The organism is Variovorax sp. OV329, assembly GCF_900114785.1.
Lineage (GTDB): Bacteria > Pseudomonadota > Gammaproteobacteria > Burkholderiales > Burkholderiaceae_C > Variovorax.
The window spans coordinates 14,482-41,093 of sequence record NZ_FOUG01000006.1 but is presented as its reverse complement, the minus strand read 5'-3'; the positions used below and the strand labels follow the sequence as shown (position 1 = coordinate 41,093).

Here is a 26,612-nt window from a genome sequence, read left to right as displayed (position 1 = left end):
CCGGCCGCCGGGGTCCGATCAGCCTTGCTGCTCGGTGCCCGGCAGCGCTTGCTGTTGCTGCTGCTCGGCCGACGCGTCGGCCGCCTCGGCGCTGGCGCGCGGCTGGCGGTCTTCGCGCGGCGGACGATCGCGGCGGTCGCCACGGTCGCCACGGTCGCCACGGTCACCACGGTCACCACGGTCACCACGGTCACCACGGTCGCCGCGGTCGCCGCGGAACTCGCGCTCTTCGGGCATGCCGGCCGGACGCTCGGCCAGGGCCTTCATCGACAGCTTGACGCGGCCCTTGTCGTCCGTCTCGAGGACCTTGACCTTCACGATCTGGCCTTCGCTCAGGTAGTCGGTCACGCGTTCCACGCGCTCGTGGGCGATCTGGCTGATGTGCAGCAGGCCGTCCTTGCCGGGCAGCAGGTTCACCAGCGCGCCGAAGTCCAGGATCTTGGTGATCGGGCCTTCGTACACCTTGCCGATTTCGACTTCGGCGGTGATCTGCTCGATGCGGCGCTTGGCCTCGTCGGCCTTGGCGGCGTCGGTGGCGGCGATGGTGATGGTGCCGTCTTCCTCGATGTTGATCTGCGTGCCGGTTTCTTCGGTCAGCGCGCGGATGACCGCACCGCCCTTGCCGATCACGTCGCGGATCTTCTCGGGGTTGATCTTCATCGTGTAGAGCTTGGGCGCGAAGCTGGAGACTTCGGTCTTGGCCTCGCCCATGGCTTCCTGCATCTTGCCCAGGATGTGCATGCGCGCTTCCTTGGCTTGCGCCAGTGCCACCTGCATGATTTCCTTGGTGATGCCCTGGATCTTGATGTCCATCTGCAGGGCGGTGATGCCGTTGGTGGTACCGGCCACCTTGAAGTCCATGTCGCCCAGGTGATCTTCATCGCCCAGGATGTCGGTCAGCACCGCGAAGCGGTTGCCTTCCTTGATCAGGCCCATGGCGATGCCGGCCACGTGTGCCTTCATGGGCACGCCGGCGTCCATCATGGACAGGCAGCCGCCGCACACCGAGGCCATCGACGAGGAGCCGTTGGACTCGGTGATTTCCGAGACCACGCGCACCGTGTAGGGGAACTCTTCCTTGCTCGGCAGGCAGGCCACCAGGGCGCGCTTGGCCAGGCGGCCGTGGCCGACCTCGCGGCGCTTGGTCGAGCCCATGCGGCCCACTTCGCCGGTGGCGAAGGGAGGCATGTTGTAGTGGAACAGGAAGCGGTCTTCGAACTCGCCGGCCAGCGCATCGATGCGCTGCGCGTCGCGCTCGGTGCCCAGCGTGGTCACGACCAGCGCCTGGGTCTCGCCGCGGGTGAACAGGGCCGAGCCGTGGGTGCGGGGCAGCACGCTGTTGCGGATCTCGATGGGGCGCACCGTGCGGGTGTCGCGGCCGTCGATGCGGGGCTCGCCTTCCAGGATCTGGCTGCGCACGATCTTGGATTCGATCGCGAACAGGAGGTCGCTGACCTTGCCGGCATCGAAGGCGACGCCTTCGGCCTTCAGGGCCTCGATCACGCTGGCGTTGGCTTCGCGCAGGGCCTGGGTGCGGGCCTGCTTGCTGCGGATCTGGTAGACCGCGCGCAGCTTTTCCTCGGCCAGGCCATTGACCTTGGCGACCAGGGCCTCGTCCTCGGCCGGTGCCTTCCAGTCCCACACCGGCTTGCCGGCGTCGCGAACCAGTTCATGGATGGCGTTGATGGCGACGCGGGCCTGGTCGTGGCCGAACACCACGCCACCCAGCATCACTTCTTCCGACAGCTGCAGGGCTTCGGACTCGACCATCAGCACGGCGGCTTCGGTGCCGGCCACCACCAGGTCCATCTGCGAGTCCTTGCGGGCGGTCTGGCCGGGGTTGAGCACGTACTGGCCATTGATGTAGCCCACGCGGGCAGCACCGATCGGGCCGCTGAAAGGAATGCCGGAAATCGACAGGGCCGCGCTCACGCCGATCATGGCGGCGATGTCGGCGTCGACCTCGGGGTTGAGCGACACGGTGTGGATCACCACGTGCACTTCGTTCAGGAAGCCTTCGGGGAACAGCGGGCGGATCGGGCGGTCGATCAGGCGGCTGGTCAGCGTTTCGTGTTCGCTGGGCTTGGCTTCGCGCTTGAAGAAGCTGCCGGGGATCTTGCCGGCGGCGTAGGTCTTCTCGATGTAATCGACCGTCAGCGGGAAGAAGTCCTGGCCCGGCTTGGCGGACTTGGAGGCCACCACGGTGGCCAGGATCACGGTGCCGTCGATGTCGACCAGCACGGCGCCGGAAGCCTGGCGGGCGATCTCGCCCGTTTCCATGACGACGGTCTTGTCGCCCCACTGGAAGGACTTGGTGACTTTGTTGAAGAGACTCATTTATTGCTCCTGTTTTGATAGCAAACCCTGGCGGGCCTGCGGGGCTCGGGGCGCTTCTCAGAACACGATGCCATTCCAGTGAAACCCCTCTCGGACCTCATTGGAATGACACAGCTTCGCTCTGTTGGGCGGCTCCGAAGTGAAAAAACGCCTGAGCTAGCGGGCTAACTCAGGCGTTTTTCGCATGCGATGGTGCTTACTTGCGCAGACCCAGCTTGGCGATCAGCGCGGTGTAGCGGTCGGCGTCCTTGGACTTGAGGTAGTCCAGCAGCTTGCGGCGGCGGCTCACCATGCGCAGCAGGCCGCGGCGACCGTGGTGGTCCTTGGCGTGCTGCTTGAAGTGGGGGGTCAGCTCGTTGATGCGGGCCGTGAGCAGCGCAACTTGCACTTCCGGGCTGCCAGTGTCGTTGGCGGCGCGGGCGTTGTCCTTGACGATTTCGGCCTTGGAGGAGGCAGCGATCATTGGATGGTTTCCTTCTTGTTCCGGGATGTTTGACTTGCGATGGGGGCTGGAACTGCCCCCAACGTGCGCTTTGCGAGATGCAAAACCACGGGATTATACCCCGGCCCAGCCACCCGTCCCGGTAGCCCCTACTTGGCCGATTCCTTGTCCAGCCAGCTGCGCAGGCGCCGCACGCCTTCCTCCAGCCGTCCCAGGTCCCGCGAGGCGAAGCACCAGCGCAGCCAGCCCTCGGCCTCGCCGCCGAAGGCAGCGCCGGGCGCCAGGCCCAGGCCGGCCTCCACCACCAGCCGCTTGGCCAGGGCCAGCGAGTCGTCGAAGCCTTCCAGCCGGAAGAAGGCGTACATGCCTCCGCGCGCCGGCGCCACCTTCACGCCCGGCACCTGGGCCAGCAGCGGCACCAGGGTGTCGCGGCACTGCTTGAGATGGGCGACCACCCGGGGCGTGACCTCGTCGGTGCGCGCCAGGGCAACGATGCCGGCGCGCTGGGTGAACACGCTCGCGCAGGAGGTGTTGAACTCGATCAGCTTGCCCAGGGCATCCACCAGGGCCGGCGGCAGCACCAGCCAGCCCAGGCGCCAGCCGGTCATGAGGAAGCTCTTGCTGAAGCTGTACACCACCACCAGGCTGTCTTCGGCGGTCGAGATGTCCAGGAAGCTGGGGGCGCAGCCGTTTGGCGTGGGCTCGTAGTACAGGCGCTCGTAGACCTCGTCGGCCAGGATCCAGGTGCCGGTCTGGCGGCAGTGCGCCAGCAGCGCCTCCTGCTCGGCGCGGGTCAGCGTCCAGCCGGTGGGGTTGTTGGGCGCATTGACGATCAGCAGCTTCGTCTTCGAAGTGACGGCCGCGCGCACCGCGTCCAGGTCCAGCGTCCATTCGCCCTGCCGCGGCACCAGCGGAACGCAATGCACCTTCGCGCCCATGATGGCCGGCTGCGCCGTCAGGTTGGGCCACACGGGCGTGACCGCGACCACCTCGTCGCCGGCATCCACCAGCGCCTGCACGGCCAGCATGAGCGCACTCACGCCCCCCGATGTGATGGCGATGCGCCCGGCGTCGATGCGCGGATGCAGCCGGCTCATGTAGCCGGCCACCGCCTCGCGAAGTTCGGGCAGGCCCAGGTTGTGGGCGTAGAAGGTCTCGCCCTGCTGCAGCGAGTCGATGGCGGCCTGGCGGATGAAGTCGGGCGTGACCTCGTCGCTCTCGCCGAACCAGAAAGCCAGCACGTCGTCGCGGCCGAGGCCGGCATTGGCCACCTCACGGATGCGGGAAGCTTCGAGGTCTTGGATGGCTTGTCTCATGTCTCTTCTCGCCTCAGGGCCGCTGCATGCGGCAGGTGGTGGGCATCTCGGCGCGCTCGGGCGCGATGGTCTTGATCACGCGAAAGCCGTAGCCCGAGCCTTCCACGTCGAATTTCACGCCGGGCGAACCCTGCTTGTCCATCACGCCCACGACCAGCGATTGCTGGAACTGGTGGTCGGCTGCGCGCATGCGGCCGCGCTGGCCGGACAACTGCACATCGGCAGTTTCCATGGCGCGGGCGACGGCCACGGTGTCGGTGCTGCCAGCTTTTTCCAGCGACTGCGCCAGCGCCTCGATCAGCAACTGCATGCGCATGTGGACGTAGTCGTCCGCGGCCTTGGGGAAGCGCGCGCGGAAGGACTTGTAGAAGGCTTCGGACTCGGGCGTCTGCACGTTGGGCAGCCAGTCGGCCACCGCGACCACGCGGCCGATGCCCGCATCGCCGATGGCCGCCGGCGCGCCCAGCGCGTTGCCGTAGAAGGTGTAGAACTTGCCCTGGTAGCCGGCTTCCCGCGCCGCCTTCACCAGCAGCGTGAGGTCGTTGCCCCAGTTGCCGGTGATCACCGCCTGGGCACCACTGGTCATGATCTTGGTGGCGTAGGGCGAGAAATCCTTCACCCGCCCCATGGGATGCAGTTCGTCGCCGACGATCTGCACGTCCGGCCGCAGGGCCGTCAGCTGCCTGCGCGACTCGCGCAGCACGGCCTGGCCGAAGCTGTAGTCCTGGCCGATGAGATAGGCCTTCTGCACCGACTTATCCTCGGCGATCACCTGCATCAGCGCGGTCACCCGCATGTCGGCATGCGCGTCGAAACGGAAGTGCCAGAAGCTGCAGCGTTCGTTGGTGAGGATCGGATCGACCGCCGAGTAGTTCAGGAAGAGCACGCGCCTGGACGGGTCGCGCTCGTTGTTCTTCTCCACGCCATCCAGCAGCGCCGCCGCCATGGCCGAGGAGTTCCCCTGCAGCACGACGCGCGCGCCGTCGTCGATGGCCGAGCGCAGCGCCGACAGCGCTTCCTCGTTCAGGCCCTTGCTGTCGTAGCGCTCGAGTTGCAGCAGGCGCGTGCCGCCTTGCAGCTTCACACCGCCGCGCTGGTTGACGCGCTCCACCGCCCACAGCAGGTTGCGGTAGACAGCTTCGCCGGCGTTGGCGAAGGGGCCGCTCAGACTCTCGATGAGCGCCAGCCGGATGGGGCCCTGGGACTGCGCCCAGGCGCTGCCGGAGGTTGCGAAGGCGCCGGCAAGTAGCGACGCGGCACCGAATTTCAAGGCGTCGCGGCGCAAAAAAACGTTGGAAATCATGGACTTGAAACTGCCCCGCCCGCTCCCAGATTTCGAGGCATGCGGCACTCATGGTTGAAAGGCCGCGCAGTGTAAGGGACACACCTTCTTGTCCCGATGTGCATGTCACTCAAGGAGTACCTCGATGTTTTTCACCCCCGCCGTCCGCACCCGCGCCTACTCGCCCCGCGCCTTCGATCGCAGCTTTGAGCGCTTCGTCAACGACGCCTTCGTCGCCGCGCCGGCCCGCTCGCTGAAACTGGAGCAGGACGACAAGAGCTGGACTCTCTCGCTGGACGTGCCCGGTTTGTCGCGTGAAGAGCTGAGCATCGGCATCGAAGGCGCTGTCGTTCGCATCGAAAGCAAGGCTGAAGCCAAGCGCCAGTACAAGGCCAGCTACGAGCTGCCGCTGGAAATCGACGCGGCCGCCAGCGAAGCCAAGCTGGAAAACGGCGTCCTTACGCTCAAGCTTGGCAAAAAGGTGCCCGTGAGCAACGTCGCCCAGCTCGCGATCAACTAAGAAAATTCCCTGAATAGCCCCGAATCATCCGGGGCTAATCCCTCGAGCCCGCCTCTGGCGGGCTTTTTCATTGTTGCGCCGATCCGTCGGATGTAACCTTTAGTTGCCGTTCCTTTTTGTGACGCAATCACAATAATCCCGTCAATCCTGTGGCTTAAATCCCGAACAGAGCCGTTCTTAGGCCTCAGTTCGGTGAATTAATCAACAAAGGTCACGAGACATCATTGACCTCCGCTTGACGCAAGGAAACCGATGGATACGCAACTCATGCCTGCGAGCCAAAGCTCACGCTCGGACACATTGATGGTGTTCCTGCCGGGCGCTTTCCTTCATCCGGACGAGTTCGAGCGGGAAGGCTTCGTGAGTGCGGTGCGCGAGCGCGACCTGGCGGCCGACGTGCTGCTGGTGCATGCCGACGTCTCCTACTACTACGACCAGACCTTCATCGAGCGCCTGGACGCCGACGTGCTCAAGCCCCAGCGGGCCAAGGGCTACAAGAAGGTCTGGCTGGTGGGCATTTCCATTGGCGGCTTCGGGGCCCTGGTGCATGAACTGGCCCGCCCGGGTTGTGTCGACGGCATCGTCGCGCTGGCCCCCTACCTGGGCCGACGCCCGTTGGGCGCCGAGATCCACAAGGCCGGCGGCCTGCGCGCCTGGAAGGCGCCCACCGGCCCGCTGCCCGACGAGGAAGTGGATCGCAAGCTGTGGCCCTGGTTGCAACAGTACGCCGACTCCAAGCATGCCAAGCAGAACAACCTGCCGCCGCTCTACCTGGGTTTCGGCTTGGCCGACCGCTTCGTGAACAACCACAAGCTGCTGGCCGACGCCCTGCCCTCCGGCCAGGTCTTCACCACCGAGGGCGGCCACGACTGGCCCCAGTGGTCCAAGTTGTGGAAGAAGATCGTGGACGTCCTGCCGGTGCCCTCGCGCGCGCAGGCTATGCCGCGACCGGCAGCGCGTCCAATGGCCATCGCGGCTTGACGTCGAAGGCATAGCGGGCCGAGGGCTGCTCCCGCCCCGCCTGCATGCGCATCGCGCCGGCCATGGCGATCATGGCGCCGTTGTCGGTGCACAGGTGCAATTCCGGATAGTGCACCCTCACTCCCCGTTTCGCGCAGGCCGCATCGAGCTGCTCGCGAAGGCGCTTGTTCGCGCCCACGCCACCGGCCACCACCAGGCGCTTGAGGCCGGTGCGGTCCAGCGCCATCAGTGATTTCTTCAACAGCACCTCGACGATGGCTGCCTGCGTCGAGGCAGCCAGGTCGCTCTTGTGCGCCTCCAACTCGTCGCCCAGCTTGCGCACCTGGGTCAGCACGGCGGTCTTGAGCCCGGCGAAGGAAAAGTCCATGTCGCCGCTGTGCAGCAGGGGGCGCGGCAGCTTGAAGGCCGTTTCGCTACCATCCTCGGCCAGCTTGGCCAGCCAGGGGCCGCCCGGGTAGGGCAAGCCCAGCAGCTTGGCGCTCTTGTCGAAGGCCTCGCCGGCGGCGTCGTCGATGGTTTCGCCCAGCACCTTGTACTGGCCGACACCGTCCACTTCCATGAGCTGGGTGTGGCCGCCAGAAACCAGCAGCGCCACGAAGGGAAATTCGGGCGGATCGGCGCTCAGGAAGGGCGAGAGCAGGTGGCCTTCGAGGTGATGCACGCCCAGCACCGGCCGGTCCAGCGCCGCGCCCAGCGCGCAGGCCACGCCGGCGCCCACCAGCAGTGCGCCCGCCAGGCCGGGACCGCGGGTATAGGCCACCACGTCCACGTCGCCGAGCGCACGCCCGCTTTCGGCCAGCACCGTCTGCGCCAGGGGCAGTACGCGGCGGATGTGGTCGCGGCTGGCCAATTCCGGCACCACGCCGCCGTAGGCCTGGTGCATCGAGATCTGGCTGTGGAGCGCATGAGAGAGCAGGCGCGGCACGGCGGCGCCATGCGTTTCGACCAGCGCCACGCCGGTTTCATCGCAGGAGGATTCGATTCCCAGAACGAGCATGCGGGGAGTTTAGGCGCCGCATCGTTTTGGGGCACGAATGTTGCTCGATAGCCCCAGAAATAGCCACGACGACGACGAATGAGCACCGGCCTGAATTTCCTTGTTGCCGCCTTGCGCTGCGAGATCGACGCGCTGGAGGAGCTGGCGCGCACCAGCGACCTGGTGGGCGACATCGGCCGGCTCGTCCACGCACTGCAGCGAGAGCGCGGACTTTCCAACGGCGTGCTGGCCTCCGGTGGCCACCAGTTCGCCGGACGGCGCGAGGAGCAGGTGCTCGAATGCCTGGCCTGCGAGCAGGCGGTGCGTGCGGGCTTCGACGCGCTGGCGGTTGACCGCCGGCGGCACACGGCCAACGGCAGCCGGCTCTTTTCCCGCATCGCCTGGGTGCTGCCGGGGCTGGACGCGCTGCCGGCCCTGCGCCTGCGGATCGGCGGGCTGCAACTGGACCCGGCGCAGGCCACCGCCGCCTTCATCAAGCTGGTCGCAGGCCTGCTCGCGGTGGTGTTCGAAGCCGCCGACGGCGCAACCGATCCGGACATCTCGCGCCGGCTGGTGGCGCTGTTCAACTTCATGCAGGGCAAGGAGTTCGCCGGCCAGGAGCGCGCCTGTGGCGCCGCCGCTTTCGGCGCCGGCCGCAGCGAGTTGGCCCGCCAGCAGCAGTGGCTGCAGCTGATCGCCTCGCAGGAAGCCAGCTTCCACACCTTTGCAGAATTCGCCAGCGCCACCCTGGCCGCGCGTTGGCGGGCCAGCCAGTCGCCGGCGCAGTTGGCCGAGCTGGAGCGCCTGCGCCGCGTCGCCTGCAGCGCCCCCGCAGGCGCGCTACTTGACACCGGACTGAGCGCAAGCTGGTTCGACGGCTGCTCGCAGCGCATCGACGCCATGCAGGCCATCGAGGCCGAGCTTGCCGCCGAGCTGCGCCTGCTCTCCCAAGCCCGCATCGCGCAGGCCCGCGCCGAGCTGGAAGCACACGAGCGGCTGCTGGCCCGCTGGGCTCAGCAGCCTCCCACCGCCAGCGCCGATTTCTTCTTCGGCAGCGCCGACCGCAGCGCGCCCCTGGCCACCGGCGACACCGCGACGCCAGCCTATGGCCGGCACCTGGAACGCTCGATCCTGCAGCTGGTGCAGGAGCAGGCGCACCGCCTGCAGTCCATGGGCGACGAGTTGGAGACCGTGCGCGTCGCCCTCAACGAACGCAAGCTGGTCGAACGCGCCAAGGGCCTCTTGATGGCGCACCGGCGCCTGTCGGAGGACGACGCGCACAAGATGCTGCGCCAGACCGCGATGAACCAGAAGCGCCGATTGGTGGAGGTGGCCGAGTCGGTGCTGGCCATGGCCGACTTCCTGCCCAAGGATGCAGCGCCGTGAAGCGCGGCCGAACCGGATTGGTGCGCTGCACAAGATGATGCGCCGTCCGACATCGAGCGGTCCGATTCCGCCGCAGCCCCGGCGAATCCAGCATCTTCCGCTCTCATTTTGAGAGCAACGCGCCGCTGGCACGGCGTTTGCACACTCCCCTCGCAAAGGCCAACGGTGGCCTTGATCGAAAGACCAGGAGACATCCGACGAAGGGTGTCGCCTGGGCAAAAGGACAAAGGCGTCCCCATCCCGCAAGGGCTCGTTCGCGAGCGCGCTTGCCGTGATGCGGACGCCTTTCTTGTTTTCGTCATCAGCCTTGGAGTTCGTCCCATGAACGATTCGCAGCAGCAACTTCCGAAGAGCAAACCTGGCCTGAGCCGCCGGCGCATCCTGCAGGGCGCCGCCATCGGCGCCCTGGGCATCGACCCGGCGCTGCGCGCGGCCGTCTGGGCTCAAGGCTCGGACAAGCCGGAGAAGGAGGAAGTGAAGATCGGCTTCATCCCGCTCACCGATTGCGCGAGCGTCGTGATGGCCTCCGTCCTTGGCATCGACAAGAAGTACGGCGTGAAGATCGTGCCCAGCAAGGAAGCCAGCTGGGCGGGTGTTCGCGACAAGCTGGTCAACGGCGAACTGGACTTCGCCCACGTGCTCTACGGCCTGATCTACGGCGTGCACCTGGGCGTCGGCGGGGCGAAGAAGGACATGGCCGTGCTGATGACCCTCAACAACAACGGCCAGGCCATCACGCTGTCGAAGAAGCTGGCCGACAAGGGCGCGGTGGACGGCGCCTCGCTCGCCAAGCTGATGGCCTCGCAGAAGGGCGACTACACCTTCGCCCAGACCTTCCCCACCGGCACGCACGCCATGTGGCTGTACTACTGGATGGCGGCCAACGGCATCAACCCGATGAAGGACGCCAAGGTCATCACCGTGCCGCCGCCGCAGATGGTTGCGAACATGCGCGTGGGCAACATGGACGGCTACTGCGTGGGCGAACCCTGGGGCCAGCGCGCCATCATGGACGGCATCGGCATCACCGCCGTCACCACGCAGGACATCTGGAAGGACCACCCGGAGAAGGTGCTGGGCACCACCGGCGACTTCGTCAAGAAGTACCCCAACACGGCGCGTGCGGTGACCGCGGCCATCATCGAGGCGGGCAAGTGGATCGACGCCGGCCTGCAGAACAAGAACAAGATGGCCGAGACCATTGCCGACAAGAGCTACGTCAACACCAGCGTCGACGCGATCAACCAGCGCATCCTGGGCCGCTACACCAACGGCCTGGGCAGGAACTGGGACGACCCCAACCACATGAAGTTCTACGGCGATGGCGCGGTGAACTTCCCCTACCTGTCGGACGGCATGTGGTTCCTCACGCAGCACAAGCGCTGGGGCCTGCTCAAGGACCACCCCGACTACCTGAAGGTGGCCACCGAGATCAACCGGATCGACATCTACAAGCAGGCCGCGGCCGCCACCGGCACCCCGGTGCCCAAGGACGTGCTGCGCACCAGCAAGCTCTTCGACGGCGTGGTGTGGGACGGCAAGGACCCGAAGAAGTACGCCGATTCCTTCAAGGTCTACGGCGCCTGAGCCGCAACCCAACCGGAGCACATTCCATGGTCAGCGCCGTCTTCCATTCGCCCCTCGAGGCTGCCCGCGCCCTGCCTGCATCCGCGGCGGTTCCGGTGGCCGCGCCCAAGCCCGTACCACTGGCACCGCAGCCCTTCGCGCCCGCTTTTTCCGAGCCACCCTCGGCGCGCGCGCCGCGCGACTGGAGCTGGATCTGGCTGCGCCTGCTGCCACCCGTGCTGGGGATCGTGCTGCTGCTGCTGGTGTGGGAGCTGGTCGCGCTGCGCAGCACCAGCGGCTTCCCTTCGCCGGCAGAAACCTGGCAGCAGGCGCTGCAGGTCTTCAGCGATCCCTTCTACAGCAAGGGCCCCAACGACCAGGGCGTGGGCTGGAACGTGCTCTCCTCGCTGCAGCGCGTGGCGCTGGGCTTCGGCCTGGCGGCGGCCGTCGGCATTCCGGCGGGCTTTGCGATTGGCCGCTTCGAGTTCCTCTCGCGCATGTTCAACCCGCTGATCAGCCTGCTGCGCCCGGTGTCCCCGCTGGCCTGGCTGCCCATCGGGCTGCTGGTCTTCAAGGGCGCCAACCCGGCGGCCATCTGGACCATCTTCATCTGCTCGATCTGGCCCATGGTCATCAACACCGCGGTGGGCGTGCAGCGCGTGCCGCAGGACTACATGAACGTGGCCAAGGTGCTGCAGCTGTCCGAATGGAAAGTGCTCACGAAGATCCTCTTTCCTGCCGTGCTGCCCTACATGCTCACCGGCGTGCGGCTCGCGGTGGGCACTGCCTGGCTGGTGATCGTCGCGGCCGAGATGCTGACGGGCGGCGTGGGCATCGGCTTCTGGGTGTGGGACGAGTGGAACAACCTCAACGTCAAGAACATCATCATCGCGATCTTCGTGATCGGCATCGTGGGCCTGCTGCTCGAATTTGCGCTGATCCGCATCGCCACCGCATTCACCTTCGAGGAGGTCAAGGCATGAACAACGACCTGAAGTACATCGAAATCCGCGGCGTCGAGCAGCGCTTCAAGACGGCCAAGGGCAGCTTCCTCGCCTTGCAGGGCATCAATCTGAACGTGGCCAAGGGCGAGTTCGTGACGCTTATCGGCCACTCTGGCTGCGGCAAGTCCACGCTGCTGAACCTGATCGCCGGGCTCGCCTCGCCCACGCAGGGCACGCTCCTGTGCGCCAACCGCGAGATCCGCGGCCCGGGCCCGGAGCGCGCGGTGGTGTTCCAGAACCATTCGCTGCTGCCCTGGCTCACCTGCTTCGAGAATGTCTACCTGGCGGTGGAACGCGTGTTCGCTGCGAGCGAAGGCAAGGCCCAGTTGCGCTCGCGCACCGATGCAGCGCTGGCGCTGGTAGGCCTCACGGCCGCGGCGCAAAAGCGGCCCGGCGAGATCTCCGGCGGCATGAAGCAGCGCGTGGGCATCGCACGTGCGCTGTCGATGGAGCCCAAGGTGCTGCTGATGGACGAGCCCTTCGGCGCGCTCGACGCCCTCACCCGCGCCAAGCTGCAGGACGAGTTGCTGGCCATCGTCGCCAACACGCACAGCACGGTGGTGATGGTGACGCACGACGTGGACGAGGCCGTGCTGCTCTCGGACAAGATCGTGATGCTCACCAACGGCCCCGGCGCCACCATCGGCGAGGTGCTGGACGTGGACCTGCCGCGCCCGCGCAACCGCGTCGAGCTGGCCGAAGACCCGGCCTACGTGCATGCGCGCAAGGCGGTCATCGACTTCCTCTACACACGGCAGGCGCACGTGGAAAAGGCCGCGGCCTGAGCCTCTCCGGACTGGCGGCGACCAAGCCATGCGAACACTGCGTGCCCTGCGTGGTTCAGGACATGATGACCTGCAGGCTGTGCTCGTAGGCGTCGGTGAGCCGGTCGAAGCGCAGCAGCAGCGCTTCGCTGGCGCGCACCAGCGCCATGCGGCCTTCACTGCTGTCGGCATTGCGAATGCCGCCCAACAGCAGCAGCCACTCGTCGCGCGCCTGCGCCAGGGTCGCGCGGATCTCGCTGGTGCTCAGCGGCGCCTGCTCCAGTTCGAGCAGCGCTGCCTCGAATTCGTCCATGGTCGGCGCGAGCCGCGCCTGTGCGGCGCCCTGCCCCAGCACCGAGGCGAGCAGCGCATCCTTGGCCACGCGCTGCGCACGCATGCGCTGGCGCCCGCAGATGTTCACGATGCGCAGCGCGCGCCGTGCGCCGCTGGCTTCGAGTGCATCAGCGAGCAACTCGGCGCTGCGCAGGAGGGCATCGGCCCGCTGGTCGAGATCGGCCAGGCCATCGGACGCCAGGCGCTCGCCGAGCGCGGTGGACAGCCCCTGCCAGGCACTGCGCACATTGCCCAGGCCTTGCGCCGCACTGGCATCGAGCGAAAGACCGTCCAGGTAGTCGAGGTTGGACTGCACGCGCTGCACCGATTCCTTGCGCAGCACGCGCGCACGCCGCGCATCGATGCCGGCCAGGTCCTGCGCCGCCAGGCGTGCCAGGCGCTGCGAGAGCATGCGCAGTTGGCCGGCGCGGTTGATGGCCTCGGCCCATTGCGCCGCCTCGAGCACCGACCGCGACACCTCGCCCAAGCGCAGGTTGGCATGCATGGCGGCATTGCGCAGCAGCCCGAAGGCCTCGTCCTCGCCAATGGCGCGTGCGGACATCAGCATGCCCTTCGCACGGTCGATCCACTTGCGGTCGTCCAGCCGCGTGCGCAGCGCATCCATCTCGGTGCGCAGGGCCAGTTCTCGCTGCCAGCGTGCCTCCGCCTCCGCCAGCAAGGAGGTCAGCCGCGCTGCGTCGAGTCCGTCGAGCGTGGTCCAGCCCTGCACGCCGCGCTCGACCCAGGTCGCAGGCGCCTCCGGCGCGCAGCTGCCGATGAAGCTCAGGGCGCAAGGCGGCGAGCCTTGCCACGGCTTCAGCGCGTCGAGCAGCGCGGGCTCGTCCTCGCTTCGCGTGGCGCACAACAAGACCTGTCGCGGTGCATGCGCCGCAAAGTCCTGCACCAGAGCGCGGCAGTCGGTTTGACCCGGGTCGGCAAACCCGGTGCCGGCCAGCAGCGCACGCAGCCTGTCGGCCACGTCCCGTGCCGCGGATTCATTGGAAAAAGCAAGAAGAAGGGATGCCATGGCAAGGCCGCGAGCATAGGCCACGCCGGCACCTGCATTCAGGCATGGCTCTTGCGTGAGAGTGGGCGTGGTGTAACGAAGCACCGCATTGGTGAAGAAGGCGCGTCACGCAGCGCCCTGTCCTGGTCAGCAGCACCGGGAACCAGCCTCCAGCCGTCGGCGTCCGCCAGCGGCATCCACCCCCTGCTCCATCCGAGGTCGCGGCCCGCCACAGGCTGCAGCCACGGCCATTCGTCGCACTGAAAAGCCATGACCCGCTTCAAGTCCTTCATTCAATCCGGCCACGGACCCACGCTGTTCGCGTCCTTCCTCTACTTCGCGTTCTCGTGCTGCATCTGGGTGCTCAACGGCGCGATGGCGCCCTTCATCGGCGAGTCGTTCCAGCTCTCGCCGGCGCAGAAGGGCCTGATGCTCTCGGTGCCCATCATCGCCGGCGCCCTCATGCGCTTTCCGCTGGGCGTGCTCTCGCAATACATCGGCCGCAAGAACGCCACGCTGGTGGAGATGGGCCTGATCGCGGTCGCCATGCTCTACGGCTTCTTCATGGTCCAGACCTTCAACGACCTGCTGGCCATGGGCGTGCTGCTGGGCATCGCGGGCGCCAGCTTCGGCGTGGCGCTGTCGCTGGGCGCGGGCTGGTTCCCGCCGCAGCACAAGGGCTTGGCCATGGGCCTGGTGGGCGCGGGCAACGTGGGCACTGCCGTGTCGGTGCTGGTGGCGCCGCCGCTGGCGCAGTGGCTGGGCTGGCAGAGCGTCTACGCGGTGGCTGCCTGCGCCATCCTGCTGCCGATGGCGGTGATGGTGGTGTTCGCCAAGGAGCCGCCGGACGTGGACAGCCATGCGAGCTTCCGCGCCCACGTCGCCTGCCTGTTCGAGAAGGACGGCTGGGTCTTCAGCCTGATCTACGGCGTGACCTTCGGCGGCTTCATCGGCCTGACGACCTTCCTGCCTTCCTACTACTACGACCAGTTCGGCGTGAGCAAGGTGCAGGCGGGCCAACTCACCATGCTGGCGGCCTTCATGGGCGCCATGGTGCGGGTCTTCGGCGGCTGGATCTCCGACCGGTGGGGCGGCGTCAACACGCTGACGCTGGTGCTGGTGGTGGTCACCGTGGCGCTGGCGCTGGTGGGCCTGGCCTCTTCGTCGCTGGTCTTGACAACGCTGCTGCTCATCGTCTGCTTCGCGGCGCTGGGCGCGGGCAACGGCGCGCTGTTCCAACTGGTGCCGCTGCGCTGGCCGGCCAGCACCGCGGTGGCCGGCTCGATGATCGGAGAGATCGGCGCGCTGGGCGGCGGCCTGGTGCCCAACGCGATGGGCCTGTCCAAGCAGTACCTGGGCAGCTACCTGTGGGGCTTCGTCTTCTTCGCCGTGCTAGCGCTGGTGATGCTGGGCGTGATGCGAGTCATGCAGATCCGCTGGACCCGCACCTGGGCCGAGAAGGGCGGCCGTGCACGCACGCATGCGGCCCACGCCGCGCCGGCCGCGAACGAGCGCGCGAAGCTGCGCAACACGGCCCGTCCATGACCGGGCGCTTCACCCTCTTGCGCTCAGCGTGGCAGCAACAAGAGCCACACGATGAGCAGCAGGTTCAGCAGCACCGACAGGCCCAGCCCGAGCTTGAGCAGCGCGGCCGGATCGCGCTGCAGCAGCGGCGTGGCCATGGGGGCACCGACGGGCCGCGAGGCGCCGCGCTCCAGCGCGAGAAGCAGTTCCTCGGCAGTCTCGAAGCGATGACGCGGATCGCGCGCGACGGCCTTGCGCACCAGGTGGTCCAGCCACACGGGCACGTCGGGACGGATGCGGGCGAGCGAGGCCGGGTCATGCCGGTAGCGGGCGGACTGGTAGGGCTCGATCTCGCCGTAGGGCAGGCGTGCGGCCAGCCACTGGTAGAGCGTCACGCCGAGGGCGAAGAGATCGCTGCCGGCATCCGGCGCCGCACCCTCCCACTGCTCGGGGTTGATGTAGCTGGGCGTGCCGGCATGCAGCTCGCGCTGCGCCGCGCCCTCGCGGCCGGACAGCGCCACGCCCAGGTCGAGGATGCGCCACCGGCCGTCGTCGCCCCGGTGGAGGTTGCCGGGCTTGATGTCCCGGTGCACCACGCCCTGGCGGTGCAGACGGCCCAGGGTCTTGCCGATCTCGATGGCCGCGGCGATCACCTCGTCGACGCTGCCGCGCGGCGTGTTCTTCCGGATCTGCTCCAGGGTGTGGCCCCCATGCCAGTCGAACACAAGGTAGAGGGCGGTTGCGCTCGCCGCTCGCTCGTGCACGCGCACCAGCCCGCTGTTCTCGCGCGCGCCCACGCGCAGACCCAGCCAGGCCTCGTGCGCGAGCATGGCGCGCTCCTGCGGGTCGCCGGCGCGCGACGGATGCAGGGTCTTCAGCGCCACCAGGCTGCGGCTTCGCGGCTCGCGGGCCTGGTAGATGCGGTGCACGCCGGTGTCGGCCACCAGCGCGGTGACGAGGTACCCGTCGAGGGTGTCGCCCACTTTGAGTGCCGGCGGTGGATCGAGCCGGCGGACGTCGCCCAGTTCGTCGAGCAGCTGGCGCGCGTCCAAACCCTGCACGCGGATGACCAGCGCGGTGACGTTGTCGCGGGAGCCGGCCTCCAAGGCAGCTGCCACCAAAGCCTGGCTCGCCTCGGCCGCACTGCCCTTCAACGCCAGCGCGCCAAGCTGCACCGGCTTGAGCACGCCATGCACCCCATCGCTGCTGAGCACGAAGCAGTCGCCCACGCGCGCGTCGCCCTGGGCATAGTCCACGCGCACCTGGTCGTCCAGGCCGATGGCGCGGGTCAGGCGGCTGCGCATGTCGGGATGGTCGAAGGCATGGTCCTGCGTCAGCAGCTGCGCGGCGCCGTCGCCGGCACGCACGCGCCAGGCGCGGGTGTCGCCCACGTGGGCCAGGGTGTAGCTCTGGCCGTGCAGCACCAGCGCGGTGAGCGTGGTGAGCGCGGCGCCCCTCTGGCGGCGCCGGTTGTGCTCGGCCAGCCAGGCGTTCTGTGCGCCGATCAGCCGGTCGAGTGCGGCCGTGGGCTCCCAGGTGTCGGGCGTGGCGAAGTAGTCGGCCAGCAGGCCCATCACCGTGGCCTGCGCCGCCTCCAGGCCATGGCCGCCGCCGGACACGCCATCGGCAATGGCCGCGATCAGGCCGCGCGCCTCCTCGCCCGGCGGCGCATGCACGCAGCCGGCGAAGTCTTCGTTCGCCTCGCGCGGCCCGCGCTGGCTGTGGTAGCCGATATCCACTTCAAAGCTCATGACGCGCGATTGTCCATGCGCGTGCAGGGCACCTGATGGTTCTGCAAGGGAGAGTGTCGTGAACAAACTCAAGCTCGTGATGATCGGCAACGGCATGGCCGGCGTGCGCACCATCGAGGAGCTGCTGAAGATCGCGCCCGGCCTGTACGACATCACCGTGTTCGGCGCCGAGGCGCATCCCAACTACAACCGCATCCTGCTGTCGCCGGTGCTGGCGGGCGAGCAGACGGTGCAGGACATCGTGCTCAACAGCTGGGAGTGGTACGAAGAGAACGGCATCACCCTGCACGCCGGCAAGAAGGTGGTGGACGTGGACCGCGTGCGCCGCATCGTGCGCGCCGAGGATGGCACCGAGGCCGCCTACGACCGCCTGCTGATGTGCACCGGCTCCACGCCCTTCATGCTGCCGGTGCCCGGCAAGGACCTGAAGGGCGTGATCGCCTACCGCGACATCGCCGACACCGACTACATGATCGAGGCGGCCCGCACGCACCGGCATGCGGTGGTCATCGGCGGCGGCCTGCTGGGCCTGGAAGCTGCCAACGGACTGATGCTGCGCGGCATGAAGGTCACCGTCGTGCACGTCATGCCCTGGCTGATGGAGCGCCAGCTCGACGACGTGGCCGGCAAGCTGCTGCAGGGCTCGCTGGAAGAGCGCGGCCTGAACTTCATGATCGGCGCGCAGACCCAGGAACTGGTGGACAACGGCGAAGGCCAGGTGGGCGCGATCCGCTTCAAGGACGGCACCGAGCTGCCCGCCGACCTGGTGGTGATGGCCGTGGGCATCCGTCCGAACATCGGCCTGGCCCAGCAGATCCACCTGCACTGCGAGCGCGGCATCGTGGTGGACGACACCATGCAGACGGTGACCGACGCGCGCATCTACTCGGTGGGCGAATGCGCCCAGCACCGCGGCGTGGCCTACGGCCTGGTGGCGCCGCTGTTCGAGCAGGCGCAGGTGGCGGCCAACCATTTGGCGCAGATGGGCATCGGCCGTTACGCGGGCTCGCAAACGTCCACCAAGCTCAAGGTGACCGGCATCGACCTCTTCTCCGCCGGCGAGTTCATGGGCGGCGAGGGTTGCGAGGAAATCGTGATGAGCGATCCGGTCGAAGGCGTCTACAAGAAGCTGGTCATCAAGGACGGCAAGCTGGTGGGCGCCTGCCTGTACGGCGACACGGCGGATGGAAGCTGGTACTTCAAGCTGCTGCGCGAGCGCAGCGACGTGAGCGGCATTCGCGACGAGCTGATGTTCGGTGGCCCGCATGACTGAGACGCGCTCGACCTGCCCCTACTGCGGCGTGGGCTGCGGTGTGATCATCGAATCGGACGGAACGCAGATCACCGGCGTGCGCGGCGACCCGCAGCACCCCGCCAACTTCGGCCGCCTGTGCACCAAGGGCTCGACCCTGCACCTCACGGCCAGCGCTGAGATCACGCGGCAGACGCGTCTGCTTCAGCCCATGCAGCGCCTGCAGCGCGGCACCGAGCCGCAGCCCGTGAGCTGGGACCACGCACTCGACACCGCGGCGCTGAAGTTCTCGAACGTGATCCGCGAGCATGGCCCCGACGCGGTGGGCTTCTACGTCTCGGGCCAGTTGCTCACCGAGGACTACTACGTCTTCAACAAGCTGGCCAAGGGCCTCATCGGCACCAACAACATCGACACCAACTCGCGCCTGTGCATGAGCAGCGCGGTGGCCGGCTACAAGAAGACGCTGGGCGCCGATGCGCCGCCGGCCTGCTACGAGGACTTCGACCACGCGCAATGCCTGTTCATCGTGGGCAGCAACACGGCGTGGGCGCATCCCATCCTGTTTCGGCGCATCGAGGACGCGAAGCGCGCCAACCCGGCGATGAAGATCGTGGTGGCGGACCCGCGCCGCACCGACACCGCCGAGATCGCCGACCTCTTCCTGCCGATCCAGCCGGGCACCGACGTGATGCTCTTCCACGGCATGCTGCACCTCATGCTGCGCGAGGGCTGGACGCAGCCCGGGTACATCGCTGCCCACACCAGCGGCTTCGACGCGCTCGAAGCCGTGGTGCGCGACTGCACGCCGGAGAAGGCGGCGCAGGTGTGCGGCATTGCAGTGGAAGACCTGCGGGAGGCGGCGCGCCTCTTCGCCACCTCGGCCGCCACGCTGAGCCTGTATTGCCAGGGCCTGAACCAGTCCTCCAGCGGCACCGCGAAGAACGCGGCGCTCATCAACCTGCACCTGGCGACGGCGCAGATCGGCAAGCCGGGCGCCGGCCCCTTCTCGCTCACCGGCCAGCCCAATGCCATGGGCGGACGCGAAGTGGGCGGCCTGGCCAACCTGCTGTCGGCGCACCGCGACCTGGGCAACCCCGCACATCGCGCCGAAGTCGCGGCACTGTGGGGCGTGCCCGACGTGCCGGCCACGCCCGGCAAGACGGCCGTCGAGATGTTCCAGGCCGCGGCCGACGGCGAGATCCGCGCGCTGTGGATCGCCTGCACCAACCCGGCCCAGTCCATGCCCGACCAGCGCACCGTGCGCCGCGCGCTGGAGCGCTGCGAGCTGGTGGTGGTGCAGGAGGCTTTCGCTTCCACCGCCACCTGCGCCTATGCCGACCTGCTGCTGCCGGCCACCACCTGGGGCGAGAAGGTGGGCACCGTGACCAACAGCGAGCGCCGCATCTCGCGCGTGCGCCCCGCAGTTCCGGCGCCGGGAGAAGCGCGCCACGATTGGTCGGCCGCCACGGACTTCGCCCGCCGCCTCGAAGCCCTGCTGCCTGCCCGCAAAACGAGCATCGCCCTCTTCCCCTACGAGTTGGACAGCGAAACCGGCGCCGTGGCGATCTGGAACGAGCACCGCGAGTCGACGCGCGGGCGCGACCTGGACATCACCGGCCTGTCGTGGTCCGTGCTCGACAGCCAGGGCCCGCAGCAGTGGCCCATGCCGGCCGGCCAGCCTGTCGGCCGCCAGCGCCTGTACAAGGACGGCGTCTTCCCCACGCCCGACGGCCGCGCCCGCTTCGTCGCGACGGCCTACCAGCCCGTCGCCGAGCAGTGCGAGGCGCGCTACCCGATCGCGCTGAACACCGGACGCCTGCGTGACCAGTGGCACGGCATGAGCCGCACCGGCACGCTGGGGCGCCTGTTCGGCCACGTGCCCGAACCGGTGGTGCAGCTGCATCCGCAGGACATGGCGCAGCGCAAGCTCCAGGACGGCGACCTGGTCTACCTCACTTCGCGCCGCGGCAGCATCGTGCTGCCGGCGCAGGGCAGCAGCGAGCTGGGCGCCAGCCAGGCCTTCGTCGCCATGCACTGGGGCTCGGAGTTCCTCGGCGGACGCGCCTCCGCCGGCGAGACGCTGGCGGGCATCAATGCCCTGACCACGCCCGCCTATTGCCCCGACTCCAAGCAGCCGGAGCTCAAGCACACGGCGGTGAAGGTGCTCAAGGCCGAGTTGCCCTGGTCGCTGCTGGCGGCGGCCTGGTTGCCTGACGACAGCGCCTTGCAGACGCTGCGGTCGCTGCGCGAGCTGATGAAGGAATTCCCTTTCGCCAGCTGCGTGCCCTTCGGTGCCGCCGGCGCCCTCGACGGCGACAGCGAGCGCAGCGGCGTGCTGTTCCGCGCCGCGGGCCACGATCCGGCGTCACCGGCCTTGCTGGCGCAGGTCGAGTCGCTACTGGGCCTGGCGGGCACCGATGTGATCCGCTATGCCGATGCGCGCTCGGGCCAGCGCCGCGCGGCGCGCCTGGTGCGCGCGGGCGGCGAGGCCTACCTGGAGGCCTTCCTGCTGGGCGGCGACATCCGCGCCGAATCCTGGATCAAGGCCCTGCTGCAGCAGCGCCTGCCCGCCCAGTCTCTGGGCCGCCAGCTGCTGCGCCCCGGACCGAAGGCGCCGGCGGGCGTGCGTTCCAGCGGCAAGACCGTCTGCAGCTGCTTCGGCGTGAGCGAAACCGCCATCGACCAGGCCCTGCAATGCGGCAGTGGGAGCGAGGCCGAGCGCCTGTCTGCCCTGCAGGGCGCGCTGCGCTGCGGCACCAACTGCGGCTCCTGCGTGCCCGAGCTCAAGCGCAAGGTGCGCGTGCTCGTGGCATCCCGTGAAGCCGTGGGGGCATAAGCACCCTGCGGATTTGGCATAAGCCTTGCGGGACAATCGACGCCAGCCACCATGGGAATCAGCCACTACATCAAGGAAATCGGGCGCGGCGCGCGCGGCGCGAAGCCGCTCGCGCGTGAACACGCCCGCGACCTGTTCGGCCAGGTGCTGGACGGCACCGTCACCGACCTGGAAGTGGGCGCCTTCTGCCTGGCCATGCGGATCAAGGGCGAGACGCCCGAGGAGCTGGGCGGTTTCCTGGATGCCACGCACGAGCGGCTGGCGCGCTTGCCCGCGGCGCAGGGCCAGCCCCTGGTCGTGATCCCCAGCTACAACGGCGCGCGCAAGCTGCCGGTGCTCACCCCGCTGCTGGCCCAGTTGCTGGGGCGCGAAGGGCTGCCAGTGCTGCTTCATGGCAGCCAGACGGAGGCACGCCGCGTCACCGCCGCCTCGGTGCTCGAAGCCCTGGGTGTGGCACCGCTGACTTCCGTGCGCGCAGTCGCCGAGGGCGAAGTCGCACATGTCAGCACCGAACTGCTGCTGCCAGGCCTGAAGCGCCTGCTGGACGTCCGCCAGGTGGTGGGCCTGCGCAACCCCGGCCACAGCGTCGTCAAGCTGATGCTGCCGGCCCAGGGCACCAACCAGTTGCTGATCAGCAGCTACACCCATCCCGCCTACGCCGAATCGATGGCCGAGACCTTCGCGCTCATGCAGATGAACGCCCTGCTCTCACGCGGCCTCGAAGGCGAGAGCGTGGCCGACCCGCGCCGCACCGCGCAGGTGGACGGTTTCATCGAGGGCCGACGCATCGAGCTGCAGGCCCAGCAGGCCGGCACCCAGTCCGACGTGCCCGGCCTGCCGGAAGCCATCGACCTGGACAGCACCGTCGACTACACGCGCCGCGTGCTGGAGGGCGCGCTGCCGGTGCCCGAAGCGATCTCGCGCCAGGTTGGCCATGTGCTGGAGCTGGCACGGCTGATGCGATTCCCTTCGAGCCCGATTTCTTCCCACGACAAGACAAGCGCCACACAGGCCGCCTGACGCGATGAACCACCTTGCCTCTTCCCCCCTCCAAGGCAGCTGCACGCTGGTGGGCGCCGGCCCCGGCGATCCGGAACTGCTGACGCTCAAGGCCGTGAAGGCCATCCAGGCCGCCACGGTGCTGCTGGTCGACGACCTGGTGAACGACGAGATCGTCAGCGCCTACGCGCGGCCGGACGCGCGCATCGTCCACGTGGGCAAGCGCGGCGGCTGCAAGAGCACGCCCCAGTCCTTCATCGAGAAGCTGATGATCACGGCGGTGCGCGAGGGCGAGCACGTGGTGCGCCTCAAGGGCGGAGACCCCTTCATCTTCGGCCGCGGCGGCGAAGAGGTCGAGCACCTGCGCGAGGAAGGCATCGAATGCGCCGTGGTCAACGGCATCACCGCCGGCCTGGCTGCCGTCACTGCGCTGGGCGTACCGCTGACGCATCGCGACCACGCGCAGGGCGTGGTGTTCGTCACCGGCCATGCCAAGACCGGCCACGCGGCCACCGAGCACCCCACCGACTGGCGCGCCCTGGCCGCCACCGCGCGCGACGCGCGGCTGACGCTCGTGATCTACATGGGCATCACCGGCGCGCACCACATCCAGCAGGAACTGCTGCATGGCCTGGCCGCGGATACCCCCGTCCTCGTGGTCCAGCATGCAAGCCTGGCGCACCAGCGCCAGCTGACCACCACCCTGGGCCGGCTGGCCAACGACCTGGCGCAGGAAGGCTTCGGCAGCCCGGCCGTCATCGTGGTGGGCGACGTGGTGCGCGGCGCTGCAGCGGTGGATGCGGAACTGCCCCGCCGCCTGGCCAACGGCGACTGAGGACCGGGTACGAGGGCCGGAGAGGCCCCTTCCAATCGAAGAGCCAGCGGCGCGCAGCCGTTGCGGCTTTCACCCGTGCCAGCGTAACTATTCCCCTCCCCCTGCCGTGCGCCACGGCCGATAATCCGTCGCGCCCATCCATCCGAGGCGCAGACGGAGCGAGGAGAAAACAACAATGCTCGAACTCGAGAAACTGAACGAACTCGCCGAGAGCCACGGCGAGCTGCGGCGCGGCCATGGCATGGTCACCGGCACCATCGCGATCATCCTGGCGGCGCTGTGCTTCCTGGGCGTGCTGGTGTTCCATTTCCCGCAGTACCTGAGCACGCCCGAACTGCGCAAGGGCTACAACGTGGACGTGATGCGCTACGTGCTGCTCACGGCCATGGTCATCTCGGGCGGGCTCTCGCTGGTCAACATCATCTTCAACCGCACGCGCTGGCTGTCGTCGATCGCCTTCCTGCTGGTGGTGCTCTCGGCCCTGCTGGGCGGCCACAAGGTCCCGGTGAACGACTTCGCCGACGGCACGCCCTACATCGGCCTGGACTGGTTCATCCTCGACCTGCTGGGCTCCTCGCTGATCTTCATCTTCATCGAGAAGCTGTTCGCGCACCGCAAGGACCAGCCGGTGTTCCGAGCCGAGTGGCAGACCGACTTCCACCACTTCGTGGTCAACCACATGATCGTGGGCTTCGTGCTGCTGGCCACCAACCTCATGGTGCACCGCTTCTTCGGTTGGGCCGCCAACGACGGCGTGCGCGGCTGGATCGCCGGGCTGCCCTTCTGGGCCGGGCTGCTGCTGATCATCCTGGTGGCCGACCTGGTGCAGTACTGGACGCACCGCGGCTACCACGAGGTGCCGCTGCTGTGGCGCCTGCATGCGGTGCACCACAGCGTCAAGAGCATGGACTGGCTCGCGGGCTCGCGCCAGCACATCCTGGAGCTGCTCATCACCCGCACGCTGGTGCTGGCGCCCATCTACGTGCTGGGCTTCAGCAAGGAAGTGATCGACGCCTACATCGTGGTGGTGGGCTTCCAGGCGGTGTTCAACCACTGCAACGTGAGCGTGCGGCTGGGGCCGCTGCGCTACATCATCGTCACGCCCAACTTCCACCACTGGCACCACAGCCAGGACGACGAGGCGATCGACAAGAACTACGCCGCGCACTACGCCTTCCTCGACTACCTCTTCGGCACCGCGGTCAAGAGCGACCGGCTCTGGCCCGAGCACTACGGCGTGGTGGGAGACTACGTGCCCAACGGCTTCTTCAAGCAGCTGAAGTTTCCCTTCGTCTGGAAGGGCTGAGGGGCCGAGGGCACAGCGGCTCGGGCGGCCGCGCTTGGCCGTCGTGTTCGAATACGGCCCATGAGTTCCCCGTCTTCCTTCGACGCCATCGTCATCGGCGCCGGCGCCGCCGGCCTTTTCTGCGCGGCGCAGGCCGGCCAGCGCGGCCTGAAGGTGCTGCTGCTGGACCACGCCGAGCGCATTGCCGAGAAGATCCGCATCTCGGGCGGTGGCCGCGCCAATTTCACCAACCGGGAGCTGGACGTGCGCGCGCCGCAGCGCCACTTCGTGGGCGAGAACTCGCACTTCTGCCGCTCGGCGCTGTCGCGCTACACGCCGCAGCACTTCATCGAGCTGGTGGAAAAGCACGGCATCGCCTATCACGAGAAGCACAAGGGCCAGCTCTTTTGCGACGGCCCCTCGCAGCAGATCATCGACATGCTGCTGGCCGAGTGCGCCCAGGGCGGCGTCACGCACTGGCAGCCCTGCAAGGTGGACGCGGTCGCCTATGCCGCCGGCGAGGGCTACACGCTGCAGACCTCGCGCGGCGAGGTGCGGGCGCCGCAACTGGTGGTGGCCACGGGCGGCCTGTCGATCCCGCAGATCGGCGCCAGTGACTTCGGCTACCGCATCGCCACGCAGTTCGGCCTGCGGGTGGTGGAGCCGCGCCCGGCGCTGGTGCCACTGACCTTCGGCGGCGACGCGTGGGCGCCCTACGCCGACCTGGCCGGGCTGGCCCTGCCGGTTCAGATCGAGACCGGTGCCAAGAAGGAACGCATGAGCTTCCTGGAAGACCTGCTCTTCACCCACCGCGGGCTCTCGGGCCCGGCGGTGCTGCAGATCTCCAGCTACTGGAAGCCCGGCGCCCCGCTCACCCTGGATTTCGCGCCGGGCGTGCAGATCGACACCGAGCTGCGCGAGGCCAAGCTGCGCTCGAAGAAGCGCATCGCCAACGAGCTGGCCCAATGGGTGCCTTCCCGCCTGGCGGACGCCTGGGTGGGCCAGGACCCGGCGCTGTCCCGCCCCGTCAACGAGGCGGCCGACAAGGCGCTGGCCCAGCTGGCCGAGCGCATCGGCCGCTGGCAGATCACGCCCAGCGGCACCGAGGGCTACAAGAAGGCGGAAGTGACCGCTGGCGGGGTGGACACGCGGGACCTGTCCTCCCAGACCCTGGAATCGAAGCAGCCGGGCCTGTATTTCATTGGGGAAGTGGTGGACGTGACCGGCTGGCTGGGCGGCTACAACTTCCAGTGGGCCTGGGCCAGCGCGGCGGCTTGTGCGCAAGGCATGGCCGCAGCTTCACAAACCGGGCTATAATTGCCGGCTAACACTTTTTGGCCCCACCTCAACGGCCACATCCGTTTTCAGTTGAGGAACCCCCGCCCGGGTCACGATCTTGACTGGGCCAATGTTTCAAAACCCGAGCTAAATGACCACCATCCGCGTTAAAGAAAACGAGCCCTTCGACGTTGCACTGCGCCGCTTCAAGCGCACCATCGAGAAGCTGGGCCTGCTGACCGACCTGCGTGCCCGCGAGTTCTACGAAAAGCCGACCGCCGAGCGCAAGCGCAAGAAGGCTGCGGCCGTCAAGCGCCACTACAAGCGCGTGCGCAGCATGCAGCTGCCCAAGAAGCTGTACTAAAAGCTGGCATCCTGCGACGGCCCCGTGCCGCCGCCGGTTTCGAGCCGCGCCAGGGAGATCCTGCCGCGGCTCTTGTCATTTCTGCCTTCGCAAACACAACAGAACAACCAAGGAATCCCGCCATGAGCCTCAAGGACCAGATCACCGAAGACATGAAGACCGCCATGCGCGCCAAGGACTCGGAACGCCTGGCCACCATCCGCCTCCTGATGGCTGCGCTCAAGCAGAAGGAAGTGGACGAGCGCATCGAGCTGGACGACGCCCAGGTCGTGGCCGTGATCGACAAGATGGTGAAGCAGCGCAAGGACTCGGTCGCCGCCTTTACCCAGGGTGGCCGCCAGGACCTGGCCGACAAGGAATCCGCCGAGATCAAGGTGCTGGACGCCTACCTGCCCCAGCGCATGGGCGCCGACGAGATCACCGCCGAGGTGAAGGCCATCGTGGCCGAGCTGGGTGCCAGCGGCCCGGGCGACATGGGCAAGGTGATGGGCGCGGTGAAGACCCGCCTGGCGGGCAAGGCCGACATGGGCCAGGTCAGCGCGGCGGTCAAGGCGGCCCTCACGGGCGCCTGA

At 68.0% G+C, this 26,612-nt stretch carries 21 protein-coding genes and 1 pseudogene; 15 read left to right on the top strand and 7 right to left on the bottom strand.

Annotation, left to right across the window (positions count from 1 at the left end):
* Positions 1-18: 18 nt before the first annotated feature.
* The 4 genes from pnp to BM345_RS11705 form a co-directional block, all read right to left on the bottom strand.
* Positions 19-2,337 carry a polyribonucleotide nucleotidyltransferase gene (pnp, locus tag BM345_RS11720; protein ID WP_093379596.1) on the bottom strand — a complete coding sequence of 773 codons (2,319 nt, stop codon included), beginning with the start codon at positions 2,335-2,337 and terminating at the stop codon, positions 19-21.
* A 196-nt stretch (positions 2,338-2,533) separates the two neighbouring features.
* Complete coding sequence (gene rpsO / locus BM345_RS11715; protein WP_093379593.1) at positions 2,534-2,800, bottom strand: 30S ribosomal protein S15; 267 nt, start codon at positions 2,798-2,800, stop codon at positions 2,534-2,536.
* A gap of 128 nt (positions 2,801-2,928) precedes the next feature.
* Complete coding sequence (locus BM345_RS11710) at positions 2,929-4,095, bottom strand: pyridoxal phosphate-dependent aminotransferase (RefSeq protein WP_093379591.1); 1,167 nt, start codon at positions 4,093-4,095, stop codon at positions 2,929-2,931.
* A gap of 13 nt (positions 4,096-4,108) precedes the next feature.
* The gene (locus BM345_RS11705) at positions 4,109-5,398 is read right to left on the bottom strand and encodes a branched-chain amino acid ABC transporter substrate-binding protein (protein ID WP_093379588.1); all 1,290 of its coding nucleotides are present in this window, start codon (positions 5,396-5,398) and stop codon (positions 4,109-4,111) included.
* Between the two features lie 124 nt (positions 5,399-5,522).
* Here BM345_RS11705 and BM345_RS11700 point away from each other — a divergent pair, with 124 nt between their 5' ends.
* Positions 5,523-5,897 (top strand): Hsp20/alpha crystallin family protein, encoded by a 375-nt coding sequence (locus tag BM345_RS11700; protein WP_093379586.1) that lies wholly within the window; start codon positions 5,523-5,525, stop codon positions 5,895-5,897.
* 267 nt (positions 5,898-6,164) lie between these two features.
* Entirely contained in the window at positions 6,165-6,878 is a 714-nt protein-coding gene (locus tag BM345_RS11695) for a lysophospholipase (RefSeq protein ID WP_254789699.1), read from the top strand.
* Here the strand turns inward: BM345_RS11695 and tsaD are convergent.
* The gene (tsaD, locus tag BM345_RS11690; protein WP_093379581.1) at positions 6,835-7,875 is read right to left on the bottom strand and encodes a tRNA (adenosine(37)-N6)-threonylcarbamoyltransferase complex transferase subunit TsaD; all 1,041 of its coding nucleotides are present in this window, start codon (positions 7,873-7,875) and stop codon (positions 6,835-6,837) included. The two genes, BM345_RS11695 and tsaD, sit on opposite strands and share 44 nt — an antisense overlap.
* Positions 7,876-7,953: 78 nt before the next feature.
* On the opposite strand from tsaD, the gene BM345_RS11685 reads away from it, so the two are divergent.
* The 4 genes from BM345_RS11685 to BM345_RS11670 all read left to right on the top strand — a co-directional run bounded on the left by BM345_RS11685 (position 7,954) and on the right by BM345_RS11670 (position 12,595).
* The gene (locus BM345_RS11685; protein WP_093379577.1) at positions 7,954-9,240 is read left to right on the top strand and encodes a nitrate regulatory protein; all 1,287 of its coding nucleotides are present in this window, start codon (positions 7,954-7,956) and stop codon (positions 9,238-9,240) included.
* A gap of 321 nt (positions 9,241-9,561) precedes the next feature.
* Complete coding sequence (locus BM345_RS11680; protein WP_093379575.1) at positions 9,562-10,827, top strand: CmpA/NrtA family ABC transporter substrate-binding protein; 1,266 nt, start codon at positions 9,562-9,564, stop codon at positions 10,825-10,827.
* A gap of 26 nt (positions 10,828-10,853) precedes the next feature.
* Positions 10,854-11,789: a nitrate ABC transporter permease gene (gene ntrB, locus BM345_RS11675; protein ID WP_093379572.1), complete on the top strand. Its 936-nt coding sequence runs from the start codon at positions 10,854-10,856 to the stop codon at positions 11,787-11,789.
* The gene (locus BM345_RS11670) at positions 11,786-12,595 is read left to right on the top strand and encodes an ABC transporter ATP-binding protein (protein WP_093379570.1); all 810 of its coding nucleotides are present in this window, start codon (positions 11,786-11,788) and stop codon (positions 12,593-12,595) included. Before ntrB ends, BM345_RS11670 begins: the two co-directional genes overlap by 4 nt.
* Before the next feature lie 55 nt (positions 12,596-12,650).
* Here the strand turns inward: BM345_RS11670 and BM345_RS11665 are convergent, their stop codons facing one another.
* Positions 12,651-13,934, bottom strand: coding sequence for an ANTAR domain-containing protein (locus BM345_RS11665; protein ID WP_093380170.1), 1,284 nt, complete (start codon positions 13,932-13,934; stop codon positions 12,651-12,653).
* A 249-nt stretch (positions 13,935-14,183) separates the two neighbouring features.
* On the opposite strand from BM345_RS11665, the gene BM345_RS11660 reads away from it, so the two are divergent.
* Complete coding sequence (locus BM345_RS11660; RefSeq protein WP_093379567.1) at positions 14,184-15,458, top strand: MFS transporter; 1,275 nt, start codon at positions 14,184-14,186, stop codon at positions 15,456-15,458.
* Positions 15,459-15,481: 23 nt separating this feature from the next.
* Here the strand turns inward: BM345_RS11660 and BM345_RS11655 are convergent, their stop codons facing one another.
* Positions 15,482-17,188: a bifunctional protein-serine/threonine kinase/phosphatase gene (locus tag BM345_RS11655; RefSeq protein ID WP_093379565.1), complete on the bottom strand. Its 1,707-nt coding sequence runs from the start codon at positions 17,186-17,188 to the stop codon at positions 15,482-15,484.
* Positions 17,189-17,246: 58 nt separating this feature from the next.
* Between BM345_RS11655 and BM345_RS11650 the strand changes: the two are divergent.
* From BM345_RS11650 to BM345_RS11615, 8 genes and pseudogenes are all read left to right on the top strand, one after another.
* A pseudogene (locus BM345_RS11650) lies at positions 17,247-18,446 on the top strand (NAD(P)/FAD-dependent oxidoreductase); the annotation flags it as partial.
* A gap of 7 nt (positions 18,447-18,453) precedes the next feature.
* Positions 18,454-21,279, top strand: a complete 2,826-nt coding sequence (locus BM345_RS11645; protein ID WP_093380169.1) for a nitrate reductase — start codon at positions 18,454-18,456, stop codon at positions 21,277-21,279.
* Positions 21,280-21,330: 51 nt separating this feature from the next.
* Positions 21,331-22,299, top strand: a complete 969-nt coding sequence (gene ybiB / locus BM345_RS11640) for a DNA-binding protein YbiB (protein WP_093379559.1) — start codon at positions 21,331-21,333, stop codon at positions 22,297-22,299.
* Between the two features lie 4 nt (positions 22,300-22,303).
* Positions 22,304-23,113 carry a uroporphyrinogen-III C-methyltransferase gene (gene cobA / locus BM345_RS11635; protein WP_093379557.1) on the top strand — a complete coding sequence of 270 codons (810 nt, stop codon included), beginning with the start codon at positions 22,304-22,306 and terminating at the stop codon, positions 23,111-23,113.
* A gap of 175 nt (positions 23,114-23,288) precedes the next feature.
* A complete protein-coding gene (locus BM345_RS11630; RefSeq protein WP_093379554.1) occupies positions 23,289-24,419 on the top strand; it encodes a sterol desaturase family protein in 1,131 nt (376 codons plus the stop codon).
* Between the two features lie 60 nt (positions 24,420-24,479).
* A complete protein-coding gene (locus tag BM345_RS11625) occupies positions 24,480-25,715 on the top strand; it encodes a BaiN/RdsA family NAD(P)/FAD-dependent oxidoreductase (RefSeq protein ID WP_093379552.1) in 1,236 nt (411 codons plus the stop codon).
* 112 nt (positions 25,716-25,827) lie between these two features.
* Positions 25,828-26,040 (top strand): 30S ribosomal protein S21, encoded by a 213-nt coding sequence (rpsU, locus tag BM345_RS11620; protein WP_007833691.1) that lies wholly within the window; start codon positions 25,828-25,830, stop codon positions 26,038-26,040.
* 122 nt (positions 26,041-26,162) lie between these two features.
* On the top strand, positions 26,163-26,612 hold the full coding sequence (locus BM345_RS11615; protein ID WP_093379549.1) for a GatB/YqeY domain-containing protein: 450 nt from the start codon (positions 26,163-26,165) through the stop codon (positions 26,610-26,612).